Origin of the sequence: Pseudomonas sp. B19125 (assembly GCF_044218855.1) — a bacterium.
In the GTDB taxonomy this organism is placed as follows: domain Bacteria; phylum Pseudomonadota; class Gammaproteobacteria; order Pseudomonadales; family Pseudomonadaceae; genus Aquipseudomonas; species Aquipseudomonas edaphica.
This window is the reverse complement of record NZ_CP162589.1, coordinates 177,249-194,145: the sequence shown is the minus strand read 5'-3', so window position 1 is coordinate 194,145 and position 16,897 is coordinate 177,249. Positions and strand designations below refer to the sequence as shown.

Below are 16,897 nucleotides of genomic sequence, written 5' to 3'. Positions count from 1 at the left end.
TGACCCCTATTTTCAAGAGTTCACCTATTTATAACGTTAAGATTAATGTGCCTGATGGCATAAAAATTCCAGGGGTGACACCATGAATTTTATTAATATTGTTGAATATGGGATCGTTATTCGTCGGCAAGCGTTGTTATCTAAATTTATAGATATTGATAGGCTGTCAGCGGTGCTTGAGTTTGATGCGCCACTTGATATGAGTGCTGATTTGGTTTCCTTTGGGCCCTGTTTTGGAGGAGAGGCGACGGATGAACTTACTCGGCGCTTAGAGGCGGTAGGCTTGCAATACGTTGATGATTTTTTTGTGTTTTCTGGCGAGTTTCCAATGTGGTGTAAATTTAAAGTAGCCATAAATACTGATTAGGTGCAAAAACAACTGGTGGCGCTGTCGGAAAAGTAGATGATCTAGCGACTGGTGGCTTAAGTTCAGCGCCAAACCTTCCAAGTGGAACAGGTCTTGGTGGTTTCAAGGTCGGCTTAAGTGTAGACGACATTACTGCTATAAATTCACAGTTTGGCGGTTCAGTTTCATTCAGAGAAGTCGATACGGCCATTGCAAATGCTGCCAATTATGATGGTTTTTATAATAAGGCTGGATCAATGATCAGGGATATTGCAGGCGGGCATCTGTTTGATAATGGGAACAAGCGGACTGCTGTTGAGGTGGTTGAGCAGTTGATTATAAAAAAACGGCCGGAATAAGGGGACAGATTTATTTGATTTTCCGAGTCCGTTGTTAAGGAAATAAATCTGTCCCCTTTTCAAGGGTAAGTGACTATGAAAAATTCAGTAGAAATTCGAAAGTTTATAGACGAAATAACATCCGCTGAGCTTTTTGAGGGGGATTATGGTGACTGTATTTCTAATGTTGATGCCATACTAAGTGGTGTTGAAGAATCGGATCGAAACAGTGTGCCTGCGGATTATCTTGAATTTCTTGCGGATTTTGGATTCGGTGAGCTAGACGCTGCATTTTATGTTGATGATGGTCCGGAAAAATATTCAACTATATGCGGTCGGGAAATTGAAGGTTATGAAGGGATTTACATAATTGGCGGGAATTCGAGTGATGTGCTATATGGTTTTGACGCAAAGAATAATTGGCAGGTCGTAGAGGTTAGTTCGGAGCTGGATGGGTTCGAGGTGTTAGCATCAAGCTTTTCTGACTTTATCTTAGAACAGCTTAAATATATAAAATCTATGGTTGAGCGACGTGCGGAACGCTAATGTTATTTAGCGGTTTAAGAGGTACAAAAGGCGGTCCTTCAGAAGCTGTCGCTTACTTCAGGGTTGAGGGGGGCGGATCTGGTACTAAGACCAGTCAGAACCGAGTGAAATAGGGGTCAGACCACGGTTTTTTTTTTTAGAGTTGAGCAGAGTTGCTCTTTAAAAACATGATTTATTTTTTGTAATTATTCCACTCTGTTGGCCTGTTGAAGGGCGGCTAAGCTGTAAGCTCTTATCCAGTTAGGGGTTTATATGGCTCGCCGTCCTAGGTTTTTACTGCCGGATATCCCGTTGCATATTATACAGTGGGGAAACAATCAGTAGAGAAATGGGAAGGATTTATTTAATTTTCAGAGCCCTTTGTTGCTTAAATAAATCTGCCCCCTTTTCGCCTATAACCGCTTGATGTGTAAGCCTAGGAGTCGTCTTGAAAATACTTTTGTTGACCCTTTTTTCAGCTCTATTGCTGAGTGGCTGCGGCTCTGCGCGCTATGAGAAGCCTATCCCCTACGACCAGGCCACCACCGCACGCATCCGTCTTTTTGGGAATAACGGCTTGCCTGTCGCCATCAACCCCGGACAAGACTGCGCGTCGAGTAAAGAACCTCTTTTTGCCTACGGTTATACGGTTGCGGATAAGGTCAATTCCACCTTGGGGCAACACACCAAGCGAAGTGTCGGAATGCCCGCTTCCTGGAGGAGCGAGCACCTGAGCTATGGCGAGTCTTATGCCGAGTTTGTGATCCCTGCGGGTGTGCCGTCCGTGGTTGTGATGAAGATGGTTGCCGCCGAGGCGTCTTGTGTGCCCGATGCCCGTGTATTTGTTCCTGAGGCGGGTAAAGATTATGAGGCGTACCTACAGAGGCAAGACTGGCAGTGCGGTGGCGTGATTCGACTGCTCTCTGGTCTGGAGACGCCGGGTGCTATCGCACACGTTCCGTCGAATAGTTGCGGGAGAAAATAAAGGTAACTGGCGGGCTGGGCCGGCAGCTGTTCATGCTTTTCGCGCAGCGCCAAGGCTGCATAGGCGACAGGCCACTTTTACTGCCCAAGCGTGGCCCGCACCTATTCACTGCCTCACCGTTAACAGGGCAACTCGTCAGCCGCCCTGTCGCGGTCAGTTGACGCTGTTAAGCCTGCGAATAATGACATCCAGCAAATCACACCCATCCCGCAGCGGTATAGCCAGTAGTTGGGCGAAGTCTTGAAGCACCACAGCATCGCTGCTGAGCTGTTCGCGGAAGGCCAGGTTTTCCAACAGTTGCGTGACGGCGCGAATCCGGTACGCGGCGGCGTCGTGGAGTACGTCGAGGGGTGCGCTGGTGTCGATAAGCAGAGCGGGGACGGTGCAGTCGTGGCCCGTTAGGGGCATGTATTGGTTCATTTTCAGTACTCTGTTGGTGGATTAAGCCACCACGCATTCGTCGCCAAACGAATGGGTGGCAGCTGTACGCAGGTTGGCGAACCGGAACAGAGTAACCGGCAGACCCGAGGGTCTCCCGCGCACAGCCGCCATAACATGCACAGCTTTGCGGGTGCAAAAACACCTGCATAGAAGCGGGTTGCTTTTGCACTCTGTTGTCAGGTCGCCAAACCTGATCGCCATATGGGCGACGGGCCGGACTATAAGCCCCCCACCCAAACCCACGCAAGGCACCAACGCCCTGACTCAACCCCCTTTCGCCGATCCCCAACCCCACCACCCCCAACGCATTCCGCCGTCCGCTCACGGATATCAGGCAAACCCTCGGTAGTTTGGGGAAGCGTCCTACCGCAAAAGGAACCATTTCCCTCAAGTCCGGGTCTTTACCCCGCCCACCCGCAACCGGTCGGGCTGCATGGACTGCAGCGTTTTTAAAACGACATTAAGGATTAATGTGAACTTCGCCTCCCCAATCCCTTTTCTGCCACCACCGGCTGCGGTGCGATTGCTCGCGCCTGGGGTTCAGCAGGGCGCCTTGGGGGAATACATTCGGATCATCTGGTCCCTCGCTCAGCACACCTACAGCCGCCGGGCGTATTGGCGGCTTTGACTGTAGTTCATGGAGTTTGAAATGAAGCGTAAGCCGTTCCAGAAAACCCTGCTGGCCCTGATGGTCAGCGCAGGCGCCGCGCATGTTGCTGCGGTGGAATTCGACGTGAGCAGCGGCCAGAACAAGTGGAAAGGCCAGGTGTTCAACGAGCCTGTCACCTTGGTCGGGTCGCGCAATGTGGTGGCTACCCAGCGTAATGTCGATGGGGCCAGTGTTGCCGAGACCAATGTTCAGGGTTCGCTGATCAACCGCGCCGACTACAACATCGATGGCAGTGGCCTCAACATCCGTGGTTTTGTAGTGGATGGCGCGCTGGACTCTGATCTGCGGGCCCGTGGCGGCACGATCACCGGTGATGTCATCCAGGCCGGTACGATCAGGCTCACCAACCAGACCTGGGCCGAAGGTTTTGAGGTGGGCGCCGCGAACATCGGCGGCAGCGTGATCAACTCCGGAACTATCGTCACCGTTGACGTGCCGGGGTCGGACAGTGACGGCGAGGGCATGTACCTCAATGGCACGACCGTCGGTGGTGACGTGATCAACTCCGGCCTGATTGATGTCACTTCCATCTACGGCTACGGCCTGATCCTGGACACCCATAACAATATGCCGGTGACCGTCGGCGGCAAAATCCTCAACTCCGGCACCATCCGCGTCACGGGCGAAGAGGCGTTGGGCATTGAAGTTGAAACCGACACTAGTGACCTGCGTATAGAAAACAGCGGTGTGGTGACGGTCAACGGTGGTATGGCCAGGGCCGTACAGTTCAACTCCGGCACCTTCGATTACTTGCTCAACACCGGCACGATTGAAGCCAACGGCGCCAATGCGGTGGCTGTGCATCTGACTGGGGCAACCTTTACCCAGAACCCGCAGTCGGGCGCGCGCGGCGTTATCAACCGGGGTCTGATCAGTGCCGACAGCACCGCGATCCTGGTCAATGCCCGCGACCAGACTTCGCCCTTCGAGATCAACCAGCAAGCAGGCGAGATCCGCAGCAAATCCGGCACGGCCATCGACGCCGCCAACCTTGCCACGCTGAACTGGACGGGCGGCAAAATCACCGGCGACTTGCTCAACCTGAGTGCGGTGAATGTCGCCGGCCAAGCTGATTTTGCCGGCCAGCGCATCATCGCGCCGGTCTCGATTAATTCCGGCTCGTTGAACCTGGCCGCGCCCGGTACCACGATCAGCGGCAACCTTAACGTCGCCAGCGGTGCGGGCATTGATATGCACCTGGCCGACAGCGTGGTGCCGACCACGCCGTATCTGTCGGTCAACGGTACGGCTAATTTCGCCCAGGCGTCGAAGCTCACGGTGAGTGCGCAGCCAGGCGACTTTGCGCGCACCAATAACGGCACTCAATACACCCTGTTGCAGGCCACCAGTGTGCAGAACAACGGCCTGTCGGTTGCCAGTTCGTCATCGCTGCTCAACGTGCTGAGCTACTCGGCGGATGCGCAAACGGTCAAGGCTGTCGTCGCAGTTAAAGACAACCAGCAAGTGCAGCAGGAACTTGCCGGTGCAGGTGCCAGCGCCGCAGCGGCCACGGCGGTGAATACGTTCAAGAACGATGTGCTCGGCGGGCTCAACCAGAACGACCCAGTGTTCCAGTCCCTCGCCAACGCCGGGACTGCGCAACAGCTTGCTCAAGTGAGCGAGCAGCTCAAGCCGGACGTCAACCGTGGCGCGCTGGATGTGGCGTTGTCGGGGCAGACTGTTATCAATGGCGCAATCTTCAACCGCCTTACCGACCAGCGCGCAGGCCATCAAACCGGCGGCGTGTGGGTGCAGGGTTTGAGCAGCAACATGGACCAGGATGGGCGCGGCGGTAACAACGGTTACTCGGCCAACAGCAGCGGCATGGCCGTGGGTGTGGACGGGCGTTTGAACGACACCACCACCCTGGGCGTGGCTTACAGCTACCTTAATTCCAACATCCATTCGGACCTGGGCAACAAGACCGATGTGGAGGGCCACGCGCTGTCGCTGTATGGCAACTGGGCGCTGCAAAACTGGTTTGTGGATGGCAGCCTCAGCTACGGTCATAACGACAACGACAGCAAGCGCCATGTGGCGGGCACCACGGCCAAGGGCAGTTACGACAGCAACGTGTTGGCAGCCAGCGTAATCGGCGGCTACAGCTTCAAGCCATCGCAGGCGGTGGTGATCGAGCCACGCGTAGCGGCGCGTTATGCCAATGTGCGCATGGACGGCTACGACGAGAAGGGTTCTTCGGCGGCGCTGAGCACGCGTTCGCAGCGTTATGAAGTGGGTGAGTTGGGTGCCGGTGTGCGTTTGGCCGGCAACTTGCCGATGGGCGCAGGCAGCCTGCAACCGGAAGCGACCTTGATGGCGTATCACGACCTGATGGGTGATCGCGTCGCGCAAACCTCCAACTTTGTGGCGGGTGGTGCGGCGTTCACCACCACCGGCGCGTCGGTGGCGCGTGACAGCTACGAGGCGAGTGTGGGCGTGAACTACCAGGTGTCGGACTTCACCGTGGGCGCCAGCTACACCCGCCAAGCGCGCAGTGGCTTTGACGCCGATGGCGTGATGCTCAAAGCGCGTTACGCGTTTTAAGCCCTGTGGGAGCGGGCTTGCTCGCGAAAGCGGTAGTCCAGTCGATACATGCACTGGCTGGCACACCGCCTTCGCGAGCAAGCCCGCTCCCACATTTGGATGTGGGTGTTTCAGGTAGCTTGGGTTTGCTTTCAGTTCAGCTATCGCCAGTGCGGTATGCGTTGCAAGCCAACATCACTTGACTCTGTGGGAGCGGGCTTGCCCGCGATGGCGGTGGGTCAGTGAATAAATCCAGTGACTGACACACTGCTATCGCGGGCAAGCCCGCTCCCACATTTGGTGTTGTGTTTGTCAGAACAACTTGCGCTGCACGGCCTCATCCAGCGTGCTGCGGGTCAGTGCTTCAACCACTTCTCCAGTATTGGCCTGGAACGGGATGCCTACGATCAGCACCAAGTGCATCCAGGTGCGCACCGATTCGCTTTTCTTGACCCGGCCCAGTTCTTTGCCGTCCTTGTCCTTGAACACGGTTTCCAGGGTGAAGGTGTTCTTCGCGGTGGACGGGATGATGAAGAACGTGACGCCGGTAATAATCGCCGAGGCCATGCTGAACTGTTCGTTGTTGTACAGCGTGGCGTCGGCGTAGATGTCCGAGTCGACCTTGTCGGTGCTCACCCGTGCAAAGCGGTTGGACTGGCGGAACCCATCGGCCACGGTTTTTTCCCACAGCGCCGCCGGTGCGCCGGCCGTGGTATTGCCGGGGCCGCCGTTGACTTGGCTCAGCGCCGTGGTGCGCACGTAGGCGGTGGGTTTCTGTGCCGGTGTGGCGGCGGTCGGCGGCCAGGTTTGCACGGCTGGCAATTCGTGTTGCGAGTAGGACACGCAACCGGTCAACAAGACGGCGGCGAGGACCAGGCTGTGTTTGATCAACCCTTTCATGTGTTGCTCCCTGAAATTACGGTTTGGCCAGTTTGGCAGTGGCGGTATCGAGCAGTTGCGCGACCAGTTCGTTCAACTGTTTGGCGCCCATGGTCGGGGCCCAGTATTCGCGGCCGTAGAGGCCCACGTTGCGTTCAAACTTGACCTCTTGCTTGGCGCTCGCCAGTTCCTTGCCGTCGCGGTCGACAATCACCAGGTCGCCGGCCACGTCGAAGGTGTCGACGAAAATCGGGCCGTTGACCCAGATCCAGATCGTCAGCGTCAGCAGGGCACCAGGCACGTAGGCGGGGTGAACGCCACGGTGGCCTTTGAGGGAGGTCATGTTGAATTTCAGCGCGACATCGTTTTCGCCAAGGCGCACCGGGTACTCAGTGACCTGCTTGAAGTAACCCGCCGTGCGCACGTACTGGTTGAGTTGGGCCGTGAGCGAACGGCTGATCGCAGTTTTATTGGCGTCGTTGACGTCGGCGGCGCTCACTGTCACATCAGCGACTTGCGCACTGCGCGGGCTGCTGACGGGGGCCGGGTGGAGCGGGGCGCCGATGGGGCCGGTGACGGTGTAAGAGACGCAGCCGGTCATCGACAGCGTCGCGAGCAGGGCCGCAGCCCCAAGGAGGGTTTTCAACACGCAATATCCCTATTTAATGAACAAGCCAAGCCAATGTCTCGACCGATGGCTGTGTAACTTGAGGCGGGCGCGCAGCGTAACAGAATGCCGTTGAGCGGCGAACGCCCCCGCAGCAGCGAAACCGCTTGAGTACACAGGGCAACCCCGTAAAATGCTGCGCACTGGATACAAGGCATTTTTCAAGGATGAATCAAGCAATGCGCCTCTCTGCTTTTCTCCCTGCCACCCGCCTCACCGCGGGCCGCATGTTTCAACCGCACTGCTGCATGGCAGTCACTCTTCCTGATACCGCTATTGGCGGGCTCGACACTTTCCATGTTGAGGCTGCGTGCAAACGCGCGCGCGTTTTCAGCAAAATCTGATTGCCGCGACTTCGTTGATAACTTACATAACAGCCCTTTGCGCTGGTTTCACCTCTAGGAGCACTCTGTGAAAACACTGTCCAAAATTCTGCTGTCGGGCCTCACCGCCGCAGCGCTGCTGAGCGTGGCCGGTTGCGCCACCGAGAGCAACCGTGCGATGCCGGTGGAGCAAGTTGCCAGCGCCAGCGTGGCCTATTCCGGCGTACGTGTACCGATTGCCGTGGGCAAGTTCGATAACCGCTCCAGCTACATGCGCGGCATCTTCTCCGATGGCGTTGACCGCCTTGGCGGCCAGGCCAAGACCATCCTGATCACCCACCTGCAGCAGACCAACCGCTTCAGCGTGCTGGACCGCGACAACATGGGCGAAATCTCCCAGGAAGCCGCGATCAAAGGCACCGTGCAAAAGCTTAAAGGTGCTGACTACGTGGTGACGGGCGACGTGACCGAGTTCGGCCGCAAAGAGACCGGCGACCGCCAGTTGTTCGGCATTCTCGGCCGTGGCAAAACCCAAGTGGCTTACGCCAAAGTCGCGCTGAATATCGTCAACATCAGCACCTCCGAAGTGGTGTATTCCACCCAGGGCGCCGGTGAGTACGCGCTCTCCAACCGTGAAGTCATCGGTTTTGGCGGCACTGCCAGCTACGACTCCACGCTCAATGGCAAGGTTCTGGACCTGGCCATGCGCGAAGCGATCAACCGCCTGGTAGACGGCATCAACGCCGGCGCCTGGAACCCGCGCAACTAATAACAACAACGCCAAGGAGCACTACACGGATGAGCAAGGCAGTTAAGTTGGCGCTGATGCTGACAGCAATCGCGACGGTCGCCGGGTGCCACACGGCGCCCCAACCCCTGTATCAATGGGAAAGCTACCAGCCGCAGGTTTACGAGTACTTCAAGGGCGAGCCCAAGGAAGCGCAGGTGGAAGCCCTGGAACGCGATCTGCAAAAGATCAACGCCAGCGGCCGCAAGGCCCCGCCGGGTTACCACGCGCACCTGGGCATGCTGTACCTGAGCATGGGCAAGGATGACCAGATGGTGCAGGAGTTCCGCACCGAGAAGGCATTGTTCCCTGAGTCCGCTGCGTACATGGACTTTTTGCTGAAAAACGCCAAGGCTGGAGTTGCCACTAAATGAACCTGTTAAAACTCACCGGCGCCTTGCTGGCCCTGGCATTGCTCGGCGGCTGCGCGGCGCCCAAGACCATTGATTACACAGCGTTCAAACAGGCTCGGCCGAAGTCGATCCTGGTACTGCCACCCATCAATGAGTCGCCGGAAGTGCAGGCCTCCTACAGCCTGGTTTCGCAGGTCACCTACCCGTTGGCCGAAGCCGGTTACTACGTGCTGCCGATTGCCCTGGTGGACGAGACCTTCCGCCAGAACGGCCTGACCACCGCCAACGATATCCAGGGCGTGGCGCCGGGCAAGCTGCATGACATTTTTGGTGCGGACGCGGCGCTGTACATCACCATCAGCGACTACGGCACCAAGTACATGCTGATCTCCAGCGACACCTCCGTGACGGCCTCGGCCAAGCTGGTGGACCTGCGCACCGGCACCACGTTGTGGACCGGCTCGGCACGCGCTTCCAGCGAGGAAGGCAACAACAATGGCGGCGGCCTGGTGGGCATGCTGGTCTCGGCAGCGGTCAAGCAGGTGATCAACAGCTCCACCGATGCGGCGCACCCGATTGCCGGTATTGCCAGTGTCCGCCTGCTGTCGGCCGGGCAGCGCACCGGCATTTTGTATGGCCCGCGTAACCCGAAATACGGCACCGACTAAGTGCCTGTTCAACCGTGAACAGCCTTTGCTGACCGCTCGGGTCTGCAAAGGCTTCGCGGGTTGGGTGTCACGCGTTGTCGTCAGTTTACAAGCACATCCGGTGGCCTGATCACTTGCGTACTGGTCACCACGAAGTCTGCTGTGCGGTTGCCGGTCAAGTCGATGGCGATGAAGTGGCGCTGGGTCTGCGGGTTGAAGCCCACGATCGCGTCGCCGATACGCCCGCTGAACGCCTGGACGTGCTTGAATCGCGTGTTGGACCTTCGCTCCAGCCCGCGCAGGTCAATCTTGTCGGTGCCGCTGGTGAAATCCATGATGACATCGGGGTTTGCAGGCGTGGAGTCGCTGGCGTGGTTATAGACGAAACTGTCGGCGCCGCCGCCGCCGCGCATGCGGTCCGCACCCGCCCCACCGGTGAGCCGGTTATCGGCGGCGTTGCCGATCAGCACATCGTGGCCTGAGCCACCGATAGCGTTTTCGATGAGGCAGTTGCGGGCGATAGAGACGTTGCCCTGATAACCACCTACGTCGGAAAACGAGCCATCTCTCAGATTGATCGTTTGGTTATTGCCGTAACCCGAGAAGTCCAGCGTGTCATTGCCGGCGCCATCCCATACGCAAAAAATAGCGGCGTCCTGATGGCTTCTTAGGGAGTAGTGGTCCCTGCCGGTGTTGGAGTTGAAACCGTAGATGTTGTTTTCTCGGCGGGTTTGATAGTTGGTGCCGTACTGGTGCTGGATAGCGCTGATGTCATCCATCATGGGAGCCAGCGGCCTGCCCTCGAAGTGTTTGCCACTGCTTTGGGCAGGGTAATAGCTCATGACGGTATGGGCTTTAGAGTCTTGGGCATAAAACCGTTTGGCGTCGTCTTTTTGGCCGTTGTAAGTACCGGGGTGATTCAGGCCGAGCGTGTGACCGATTTCGTGGGTTATGGTGGGGCGTGTCACAAAGCCCGGTTGATAGCGGGTATCGCCAGCGATGCCGTTTTTGTCGTTGCTATAGGGGTAGTAGCCGTCGGCAACTATCACATTATTGGAAATACGGAAGGCCAGCCGTCCTTCTGCCGGGCCGGCGTTTTCAGTGAACGTCAGGTTCGCCACATCGCCCCAGGACTGGATGGCGCGCCGTGCTTCTTGTTTCTCGTAGTCGTTGAATCCAAGACCCTGTTCATAAGTGAAGTTGTAGGAAATCTCGGTCCTGTTGTTTTGGTTTCGGTCCTGCCATTTCAACCTGCCCCCCGTCAGTTGCTCAACGGCCTGACGCTGATTAAATGACGGCCTGTCAGCTCTACTTGTGTAGGGATCATCCGAGCGTTGAGTCGGGTCATAGTTGCCCCCATGGCCGCTGAGAGAACGGGCCACCGGGGCGTCCCAGCGGCGGTGTGCAGGGCTTTGGGCTGACTGAGCGCTGCTCGAATAAGGCTTGTACATCGGCGTTACAGGATTAATTCTCAAGGTCGTTATTCTCACGGGGTATTGGCACTTTTCCTTCTTGGTGAGGCAGGCAGGTTCCCTTTTGCTAAGTGTGAAGTTGCCAGTGTTGGCGTCACTTTCCAAAGCCCGATGTGTGTCCGAGTAAGTCGTTTTTCTTGCAGGTAAAGTGTTCCTACACAGGGTTAAGCCAATGCCCAGTCCTGGGCTGAATTTTCGCCCTGCATCAGAAAAAACGGCCACCGCGAATGACCGTTTTTCACACGTGTTCAGGGTCGACTTTGAACCCTGGTGCGACAGTGCGGTTATCCGAAGATAGGCCGTGAGGTCATCAGCCCACTGATATCCTGGGGCCTTATCAACCGCGTGCTTTTCAGCAGGAAGTCCGTCTGGCCGTTTCCGGTCAGGTCAATGGCGACAAAGTACCGATTACTGTAGGCGTTGAACCTCACCATCGTGTCGCCCGCGCGGCCGGAGTAGGTGTGGACCAGTCGCAGCTGAGTGCGGGTGCTCTGGCTCAGCCCGGTAAGGTCGATCCTGTCTCGGCCGCTGACAAAATCGGTGATCAGGTCAGCACCCGCAGCGGTTGAATCGCTGGCCTTGTCGTAGACAAAAACATCCGCGCCGCCGCCGCCCCTCAACGTGTCTGCGCCGCCCCCGCCCTTGAGGCGGTTGTTGGCGTTGTTGCCGATCAACGTATCGTCATGGCTGCCGCCAATGGCATTTTCCACGGTCACGCCCTTGGCAATGGAAACGTTGCCTTTCATACCGCCCACATCAGAGAAGGCTTCGGCGTTCAAGTTGATGGTTTGTTTCTGATTGAAACCGGAACAGTCCAACGTATCGTTGCCACCACCATCCCATATGCAAAAAACCGGTGCGTCCCGCGCGGACTTCAGGCTGAAATAATCACGCTCGGTATTGGAGTTGAAACCGTAAACGGTATCGCCGCGACGGGTCTGGTAGTTGGCGCCGTAGGCGGCCTGTATAGCTGCAATGTCATGCATCAGGGGCGCCACCGAGTAATGGGTCCACTGTGCGTTTTTTGAGAAGTTCTGACCACTTCTGATCTCGGGGTTGTAACTCATCACGCTGTAGGCTTGAGTGTCCTCCAAGTAGTCGCGCGTGGCGGGTTGCTGGGTATAGTCACCGGTATGGTCAAGGCCCAGGGTATGCCCAATTTCGTGAGCCATGACATGTTGGTCGTAACGGTCAGTCCTGGGTTGTGCATGCCCTGAGTCCAGCCATGCCTCGCCTCCTTTTTTGAAGCTCTTGGGAAAGGGCAGGGTCGCATAGGATTCCTCGTTACCCTCGTAAAGACCCAGGGTCAGTCGCCCCTCGGTACTCGCGCCTTTATGTGAGAACTTTATACGGGTGACATCCGCCCAGGCTTGCATCGATATAAGCGCCCGTTTCTTTTGTTGTTCATTTAATTCATTGGCACCCTTGGGTACATGACTGACCCGGTGTGGCTCATCCGGCGTGAAGAACTCGTAGGCAATATCAATGACGCCGTCGCGGTTATGGTCTTGCCACTTCAATCCCATTTCCCGGTTGGTGCGCAGCAGGTGCCTGGCGGCGCGGTCGGTGGTGTAGGAGGCCAATGGCTGGTCCTTTACAGCACCCGGTTGTTGATGGGCAGGCTCAAATAATGCAAGCGCCGTATAAGGCTTGTTATCAACAGAGAGCATCTACTTGAATCCTTTTAATAGGCGAGCGGAGGTGTGAACGTTAACGCTCATGGGAAAACACGATGGTGTCAGGGGTTGATAGGGTTAAACCTTCGAGGTGACTACCTGCGCGAAAATACCCTGGCTTGGCTTTGGAAGTTTGCAGTCAAACCCATAATGTCCTCGGGTTTTATTAGTTGAGTGCTTTTGACCAGAAAGTCGGTCTGGCGATTACCCGTAAAGTCCACGCCCACAAAATATCGGCCACTGCGGGAGTTGAGCTTAACCACGGTATCGCCAATGCGGCCTGTATAGGCATCGACAAGCCGCAGCGGTGTGCCGGTGTTCTTTACCAGGTCGGTGAGGTTGATCTTGTCTTTGCCGCTGACAAAGTCTTCGATCAAGTCGGCGTTGTGATAGCTCGAATCACTGGCCTTTTCGTAAGTGTGTGTGACTGAACGATGGGATTGGCGGGGTGGCGTGATTGCGGATCGAGTGGTTGGGGCGTCAGGCTGTTGATGGTGGGATGGGGTGTTTTTGGAGGCGACAATGTCTTCTGCTGTGACGCGTCCATAGGTGCGGATCAGCAAGTCGGCTTTGCCGTCGCCCGTCAGGTCAATCGCCACGTTGCCCTTGCCGCTTTGTTCATCGTAGGTGAGCACCGTCTCACCTGCCTTGCCTGTCATCTCGCTGACGAAGGCCAGGGCGGCGACATTGGCGTTTTTCATGGCCACGGCTACATTGATTTTGTCGGTGCCGCTGACAAAATCCATAAGCGTGTCGGGGTTTTCGGGCGTGGAGTCACTGGCACTGTTGTAGTCAAACGTATCCGCGCCGCCGCCTCCGCGCAGCCGGTCACCACCCGCGCCGCCGGTGAGCCGGTTATCGGCATCGTTGCCGATCAGCGCGTCATCGCCTGAGCCGCCGATGGCGTTTTCCATGACCACACCGCGAGCGATGGAAACATTGCCCCTGAGCCCGCCGACATCGGAGTACGAGCCGGCCTTGAGATTAATGGTCTGGTTGGAACGGTAGCCGGAAACGTCCAGGGTATCGTTGCCACCGCCGTCCCATATGCAGAACACGGCAGTGTCCCGGTTGGAATTGAGGGTGTAGTAGTCGCGCTGGCTGTTGGAATTGAACCCGTAGGTGGTGTTGTCCTGACGGATTTGACGATTGACGCCATAAAGCGCCTGGATGGCGGAAATATCATCCATCATGGCTGATGCTGGTTGGGCGCCGCCATGGCTTTTGCCGCTCAGTGCCGCCCCGAAATAGCTCATGACGCTATGAGCCTGGGAATCCTGTACGTGACTCCTTCGGTTCTCGTCATAGCCGCCATCGTAGTTGCCGGTATGCGACAACCCCAGGGCGTGACCCGTTTCATGAATCAAGTCGTGGCGCGTGACCCTGGTGGGGTTATACAGGGTGTTGCCTCCTTGGTAATGGTTGCTTGGGTAATAGCCTACGGCGGTGCCGACGGCGTTCGATATGCCAAATGACATTTTGCCTTCTGTGCGTGGCCCATTCTCTTCAAAGGAGAGATTGGACACATCGCTCCATGACTGCATGGCACGTCGTGCCATTTCTCTCTGGCGACCATCGAATTGCCAGGCGGCGCTGTTGAACGAGTAGGAAACAGAGACCTTGCCATCGGCATTTTTGTCATGCCACTTAAGGTTTTCCCGAGTGAGATTGTTGGTTGCCTGGCGCTCATCGAAAGAGCGCACATTGAGGTTAGCCGCGTAGGGGTCGTTGGCGCGCAGAGTTGGATCTTTGCCGTCCCAGTAGCGTTTGGTGGCGGTGTCGAATGTCGTCGGGTTGGTTGTTGTGGTTGGATTAAATGGCCGCCGAGTGGGTGGCTGAGTAAAGGGCTGTACGAACTTACGCACGAAGGGGTGTTTGAGAAATGGCTGCACGAAAGGTCTGAAGACCGGGTGGTTGAGATAGGGTTGGGCAAAAGGCTGAATAAGCGGGCGCAGAAAATGTTGGCTGTAGTTGGGTTGCTGGAAAACAGACGGGCGCAAGTCGATTCTCATAAGAGTAATCCATGTTCTTGTTGTTGGCCTATTCCTTGTGTAGGGAAGTGCATGTCCGTGTGCTGGAAATACCTTCGCACCCTATAAGTTAATTTCCAATAGAGTATTTATTTCTAGTGTGTGTCAACAGGCCGGTATGACATGGTTTGCAACGGCTGTTATGTTTATTCGGTTTTTAAATTTCGTGTCAAAGAGTCGGGTTCCCCAAGCATTACGCGTCTTGTTGAAAGCTGATATGTCGTTTGTGTTTAACGTGTTTTTTCTGGAAATATAGAATTGCTTACAGTGTGAGTATTTTTGTTAAGAGCATTCTGGAGTTTCTCGGTAATCGTAAGTTGTTTCGGGCTCGGCATCGTTGAGTGACCTACAGGGCTCGATGCTTCCAGCTGACGCCCGATGGCTTGGTACTCTGTAGGGTAAGCGTGTTGTATGCGTAAATTCCGGGATTTAACCCGAACCCGAAGTGCTTTGCGTCTGAACCTATGAACGGATTATTTACTGTTGAGGTTCTGCGCCATGTCACATGCTCGTTTAGTGCTGCGTCCCCTTGTCTGCAGCGTTGCGGTTGCCGTACTGGCTTCGCTGGCCGGCTGTGGGCTTTCATCGTCCAGAGAGGTGGCCAAGCCTCCCGCGCCCGCCGAGCCTCAGACTGAGGGTGCCTTGAGCAAGCAGGCAGCGATGCCTGTATTGATGGCCGCGCCAATGCCCATGCGCGACGCCGCGGCTTTGGCCTATCGGGCCGAGCCTCACGAACGCTACCAGAACCTGCCCGACAACCCGGTCTACAGCGTTGCACAAACCCCGGTCTCGACCTTCAGCGCCGACGTCGACACCGGCAGCTACGCCAATGTGAGACGTTTCCTCAACCAAGGGCGGCTGCCACCTGACGGCGCCGTTCGACTCGAGGAAATGCTCAATTATTTCCCCTATGACTACACGCTGCCCACTGATGGCTCGCCCTTTGGCGTGACCACCGAAGTCGCCGCCACACCGTGGAACCCGCACACGCGATTGCTGCGCATCGGCATCAAAGCGTCCGACCGCGCGGTGGCAGACCTTGCGCCAGCCAACCTGGTGTTTCTGGTGGATGTGTCGGGCTCCATGGACCGCCGTGAAGGCTTGCCGCTGGTGAAAAGCACGCTGAAATTGCTGGTGGACCAATTGCGTGATCAAGACCGTGTGTCGCTGGTGGTCTACGCCGGTGAGTCGCGTGTGGTGCTTGAACCCACCAGCGGGCGCGACAAAACCAAGATCCGCAACGCCATCGACCAACTCACCGCCGGCGGCTCAACGGCAGGCGCCTCCGGCATCGAGCTGGCTTACCAGATGGCCCGTGCCGGCTTTATAGAGAAGGGCATCAACCGCATCCTGCTGGCCACCGACGGTGACTTCAATGTGGGCGTCAGCGACTTCGACAGCCTCAAGCAGATGGCCGTCGACCAGCGCAAAAGCGGCGTGTCCTTGACCACCCTGGGTTTCGGTGTGGATAACTACAACGAGCACCTGATGGAGCAGCTTGCCGACGCCGGCGACGGCAACTACGCCTACATCGACAACCTGCGCGAAGCCCGCAAAGTGTTGGTAGACCAGCTCAGCTCGACCCTGGCGGTGGTGGCGCGGGATGTAAAGTTGCAGGTGGAATTCAACCCCGCCCAGGTCAGCGAATACCGCTTGTTGGGTTATGAAAACCGCGCACTCAAACGTGAGGATTTCAACAACGATAAGGTCGACGCCGGTGAAATTGGCACCGGGCACACCGTGACCGCGCTGTACGAAATTGTGCCCAAGGGCGAGAAGGGCTGGTTGGAGCCGTTGCGTTACGCCGCCGCGCCTGCGGCCGAAAACACCTCCGCTGAGCTGGCCATGCTGCGCGTACGCTACAAACCGGCGGCGGGCGGTGCCAGCCAACTGATTGAACGGCCCATCCGCAACGAAACCACCCAGGCCAGCGCCGACCTGCGCTTCGCGGCGTCAGTGGCCGCCTTCGCCCAACAGCTCAAGGGCGATGGCCGCTACACTGGCAGCATGAGCTTAAAAGACACCGCCGCACTGGCCCGCTCGGCCCGTGGCGATGACCCGTTCGGGTTGCGCAACGAGTTCGTGCAACTGGTGGAAGTGGCGCAGAGCCTCAAACACTGATCCCGAACATGGCAACAACCAACTGTAGGAGCTGGCTTGCCTGCGATGGCAGCAACTCGGTGTACAGGATGTACCGAGTCGCCTGCATCGCAGGCAAGCCAGCTCCCACGGTAA

General features: G+C 56.9%; 14 protein-coding genes. 8 read left to right on the top strand and 6 right to left on the bottom strand.

Annotated features, from left to right (window positions below):
• The first annotated feature begins 82 nt into the window (after window positions 1-82).
• The 3 genes from AB4P96_RS00905 to AB4P96_RS00895 all read left to right on the top strand — a co-directional run bounded on the left by AB4P96_RS00905 (window position 83) and on the right by AB4P96_RS00895 (window position 2,194).
• Window positions 83-367, top strand: coding sequence for a hypothetical protein (locus AB4P96_RS00905; RefSeq protein ID WP_099549568.1), 285 nt, complete (start codon window positions 83-85; stop codon window positions 365-367).
• Between the two features lie 413 nt (window positions 368-780).
• Entirely contained in the window at window positions 781-1,230 is a 450-nt protein-coding gene (locus AB4P96_RS00900) for an SMI1/KNR4 family protein (protein WP_186617845.1), read from the top strand.
• 427 nt (window positions 1,231-1,657) lie between these two features.
• Window positions 1,658-2,194 carry a hypothetical protein gene (locus AB4P96_RS00895; RefSeq protein WP_236375512.1) on the top strand — a complete coding sequence of 179 codons (537 nt, stop codon included), beginning with the start codon at window positions 1,658-1,660 and terminating at the stop codon, window positions 2,192-2,194.
• 153 nt (window positions 2,195-2,347) lie between these two features.
• On the opposite strand, the gene AB4P96_RS00890 is transcribed toward AB4P96_RS00895, so the two are convergent.
• Complete coding sequence (locus tag AB4P96_RS00890; protein WP_017136667.1) at window positions 2,348-2,602, bottom strand: hypothetical protein; 255 nt, start codon at window positions 2,600-2,602, stop codon at window positions 2,348-2,350.
• Window positions 2,603-3,284: 682 nt separating this feature from the next.
• Between AB4P96_RS00890 and AB4P96_RS00885 the strand changes: the two genes are divergently transcribed.
• Window positions 3,285-5,849 (top strand): autotransporter outer membrane beta-barrel domain-containing protein, encoded by a 2,565-nt coding sequence (locus AB4P96_RS00885; RefSeq protein ID WP_058422560.1) that lies wholly within the window; start codon window positions 3,285-3,287, stop codon window positions 5,847-5,849.
• A gap of 291 nt (window positions 5,850-6,140) precedes the next feature.
• Here the strand turns inward: AB4P96_RS00885 and AB4P96_RS00880 are convergent, their stop codons facing one another.
• Both AB4P96_RS00880 and AB4P96_RS00875 read right to left on the bottom strand, forming a co-directional pair.
• A complete protein-coding gene (locus tag AB4P96_RS00880) occupies window positions 6,141-6,728 on the bottom strand; it encodes a hypothetical protein (protein ID WP_177032307.1) in 588 nt (195 codons plus the stop codon).
• Window positions 6,729-6,744: 16 nt separating this feature from the next.
• Complete coding sequence (locus tag AB4P96_RS00875) at window positions 6,745-7,356, bottom strand: hypothetical protein (protein ID WP_017136670.1); 612 nt, start codon at window positions 7,354-7,356, stop codon at window positions 6,745-6,747.
• A 429-nt stretch (window positions 7,357-7,785) separates the two neighbouring features.
• Between AB4P96_RS00875 and AB4P96_RS00870 the strand changes: the two genes are divergently transcribed.
• The 3 genes from AB4P96_RS00870 to AB4P96_RS00860 are packed head-to-tail and all read left to right on the top strand — an operon-like array spanning window position 7,786 to window position 9,505.
• Entirely contained in the window at window positions 7,786-8,466 is a 681-nt protein-coding gene (locus AB4P96_RS00870; protein WP_017136672.1) for a CsgG/HfaB family protein, read from the top strand.
• A gap of 29 nt (window positions 8,467-8,495) precedes the next feature.
• On the top strand, window positions 8,496-8,858 hold the full coding sequence (locus tag AB4P96_RS00865; protein ID WP_017136673.1) for a DUF4810 domain-containing protein: 363 nt from the start codon (window positions 8,496-8,498) through the stop codon (window positions 8,856-8,858).
• Entirely contained in the window at window positions 8,855-9,505 is a 651-nt protein-coding gene (locus tag AB4P96_RS00860) for a DUF799 domain-containing protein (RefSeq protein ID WP_017136674.1), read from the top strand. The genes AB4P96_RS00865 and AB4P96_RS00860 overlap by 4 nt, the downstream gene beginning before the upstream one ends.
• An 80-nt stretch (window positions 9,506-9,585) precedes the next feature.
• Here AB4P96_RS00860 and AB4P96_RS00855 read toward each other — a convergent pair whose 3' ends face one another.
• From AB4P96_RS00855 to AB4P96_RS00845, 3 genes are all read right to left on the bottom strand, one after another.
• Window positions 9,586-10,866, bottom strand: a complete 1,281-nt coding sequence (locus AB4P96_RS00855) for a M10 family metallopeptidase C-terminal domain-containing protein (protein ID WP_395600428.1) — start codon at window positions 10,864-10,866, stop codon at window positions 9,586-9,588.
• Between the two features lie 374 nt (window positions 10,867-11,240).
• The gene (locus AB4P96_RS00850) at window positions 11,241-12,626 is read right to left on the bottom strand and encodes a M10 family metallopeptidase C-terminal domain-containing protein (protein WP_395600427.1); all 1,386 of its coding nucleotides are present in this window, start codon (window positions 12,624-12,626) and stop codon (window positions 11,241-11,243) included.
• Between the two features lie 101 nt (window positions 12,627-12,727).
• The gene (locus tag AB4P96_RS00845; RefSeq protein WP_017136677.1) at window positions 12,728-14,644 is read right to left on the bottom strand and encodes a M10 family metallopeptidase C-terminal domain-containing protein; all 1,917 of its coding nucleotides are present in this window, start codon (window positions 14,642-14,644) and stop codon (window positions 12,728-12,730) included.
• 516 nt (window positions 14,645-15,160) lie between these two features.
• On the opposite strand from AB4P96_RS00845, the gene AB4P96_RS00840 reads away from it, so the two are divergent.
• On the top strand, window positions 15,161-16,783 hold the full coding sequence (locus AB4P96_RS00840) for a von Willebrand factor type A domain-containing protein (RefSeq protein WP_395600426.1): 1,623 nt from the start codon (window positions 15,161-15,163) through the stop codon (window positions 16,781-16,783).
• Window positions 16,784-16,897: the final 114 nt, after the last annotated feature.